We start from the raw sequence: 2,439 nt of genomic DNA, 5'->3' as shown, positions 1-2,439 counted from the left end.
GTGAACAGATGCACCTTGCCCAAGGCTATTGACGGGCGCTTGCGACGGCTGAAAGGCAAGTCTCGGTTCTTCCAACTTTGACTTCCCTGACGCTTATCGCACCAGTAATCAGGTGGACCGACCCATGAACTATCTCGACCGCACTTTATATGCCATGCAAGATTTCCACGGGAAATGGGAATCCGCAGAGCAATCCAGTCGGGCCATGGCATTACTCTGGAACTTTCATCCGTTTTGTCGCAAAACTCGGACAGCGATGGATGGCTGCTTATGCCCCTTTGAACAACTCAACGGTTTCCGCTATCACGACAACTGGGTGCGCAACCTGCTGATTGCCTCTTCGTTGAATGGCAGAAGGCCGTTGCCCAGGAAAGCCGACACAAAATAAGTTGGAACTAGGCTCAAGCGTTTATCCAGCAATAGCCCTTCTGAAGCGGCTGCAACCTAACCGATCGCCTCAAACCATGGTCTACTCTGATGACTACTGAGACATTTCGGGTAACCGCGATCGCCTTAATGATGAGTGCAAGATCTTTGTGTGCGCTAGGTAAAATAGGGACATCGGGCAGTAGGCGATCGCTATGGTACAGGCTCAACCCCAGCTCAAAACCTTTGACGACTTTCTCACCCACGCTGAGACAGCTGACGGCTACTACGAACTCACCTACGGGGAACTGGTTGAAATGCCGCCAGAGTCTTACGATAATTTGCGTCGCGCCTTAAGGCTGTACGACGCATTCAAGACGCTGGTAGATATTGAGCAGGTTTGCCCCCAGGGGTTAGCGATCGCCATACCGGGGCAGCCCAGAAATCGCTATCCCGACCTCACCGTTCTGCGGCCTGAACACCCTGAGCAGATGCGTGAGCTGGGGCAGGCGGCCATCACCCTAGAGATGGCCCCCCCGCTGCTGGTGGTAGAAGTGGTGAGCCCAGGGGCAGAAAACCACCGCTGCGACTACTACGAGAAGCGTAACCAGTACGAGTGGCGTGGCATCGGTGAATACTGGATTCTCGACCCGGTGGTGGGGCAGGTAACGGTGCTGAGCTTGACCCCTCAGGGCTATAACGAGGTCGTTTTTACAGGGGAAATGGTTGTCGAATCGCCAACGTTCCCGGCCTGGCCGCTCATGGCCAAGGCGATGCTGGCTTTAGGCTAGAAACCTCAATTCGCGCAGCCCATAGCCTGGCATCTAAGCAGCGGAAACTGCCTCAGAAACCGCGCCTGTTGCGTAATTGCTGTTCAAAATCCTTCACTTAACCTAATAGAGACCGTTTTAGCTCTACCCTTAGAGTAAAATCTCGACACACCGTTGAGGCAAAGGCCAATGCTAGATCGCTTCTGGGAAGTGCTGGGGTACGTCTTTGCCCTCAACGAGGAAGCTTTTCGCATTGCCACCACTATCCCAGGGGGACAGGGGCTGGCGCTGCTGCTGGTGCTGCTGGCGGGGCTATCTCAGGGCATCGGGCAAAGTATTATTTTGTTTATCAACCAGGTGCGGCCTGCCCGGTTTGTCCTCAGTCTGGGCATCAACGCGGTACTGTTTGCCTTTGGCTTTTTGGCTCTGGTGCTGAGTACCTGGCTGGTCACCCTAGCTCCCTGGACGCGGAGTATACCCTTTGGTCAGCTGGTGACGGTGCTGGGGGCAGCCTATGCGCCGCTGCTGTTTGCGTTTTTGGGAGCGCTGCCCTACCTAGGCGTGCCCATTCTCAACCTGCTGGCGGTTTGGCACCTACTGGCTATGGTGGTGGGGGTGGGGGCGATCGCCAACCTGGGCATTAGCAACGCCTTTGGCTACGTCGCCCTGGGCTGGGTGGTGTTGCAGGTGCTGCAAAATACCATCGGTCAGCCGATCGCCAACCTGGGCAAGCGGATTGCCAACCGGGCCGCTGGGGTCGAGCTAGTCACCAACCGCCGCGACCTGACCGAGTCGTACCGTGATAACTTGGCCCAAACCTCGACTCGTTGGCAGGAGGAGTTTACCCAGCGCATTACCGCGCTCAACCAGGGCAATGTCATGGCAGCCGTGACTGGGGAACCCACGGGCCTGACCTCAGTGGGCCTGGCAACAGCCAACGGGGCCGCAATTTCCGTAGACTCTGGCCCCAATGCAGAGCGACTGTGGCCTAACCTCAAACCCTTCCTTGGGCTGCTAGCCATGGCGGTGCTAACGGTGGTCGTGCTGGCCCTGCTGCGGCCCATTCGCGAATGGTGGTTTGGCTGGCTGGCTGGTCTGCCCACCCTGGTGCAGCTGGTGCTAAATTTCATCTGGATTGGGCTGGTTGCCCTAGTGGTGGCTGGGTTGCTGGCCCCGCTTGAAACCTTGGGCTGGTGGGCTGGCTGGTACGACGATGAGATCAATACCACGGTAAATGCCGGGAATTTGGCGGAACCCGTGGCCGACCCCAGCCAGATCAGCCGCTACGTGGTGTACCTCGACG

At 57.2% G+C, this 2,439-nt stretch carries 2 protein-coding genes and 1 pseudogene; all 3 read left to right on the top strand.

Annotation, left to right across the window (positions count from 1 at the left end):
- The first annotated feature begins 124 nt into the window (after window positions 1-124).
- Window positions 125-388 (top strand): hypothetical protein, encoded by a 264-nt coding sequence (locus tag IQ273_RS32540; RefSeq protein ID WP_194027212.1) that lies wholly within the window; start codon window positions 125-127, stop codon window positions 386-388.
- Between the two features lie 193 nt (window positions 389-581).
- On the top strand, window positions 582-1,157 hold the full coding sequence (locus tag IQ273_RS32535) for a Uma2 family endonuclease (protein ID WP_194027211.1): 576 nt from the start codon (window positions 582-584) through the stop codon (window positions 1,155-1,157).
- A gap of 168 nt (window positions 1,158-1,325) precedes the next feature.
- Window positions 1,326-2,439 (top strand): annotated as a pseudogene (locus IQ273_RS32530) (CAAX protease); the annotation flags it as partial.

The organism is Nodosilinea sp. LEGE 07298 (assembly GCF_015207265.1).
Taxonomy (GTDB): Bacteria; Cyanobacteriota; Cyanobacteriia; order Phormidesmidales; family Phormidesmidaceae; genus Nodosilinea.
The sequence above is the reverse complement of the archived record's forward strand: the minus strand, read 5'-3'. Positions and strand labels throughout refer to the sequence as shown.

Coding starts and splice junctions, on each gene's coding strand:
- IQ273_RS32540 (WP_194027212.1), top strand. CDS start 125: ATGAACTATCTCGACCGCACTTTATATGCCATGCAAGATTTCCACGGG.
- IQ273_RS32535 (WP_194027211.1), top strand. CDS start 582: ATGGTACAGGCTCAACCCCAGCTCAAAACCTTTGACGACTTTCTCACC.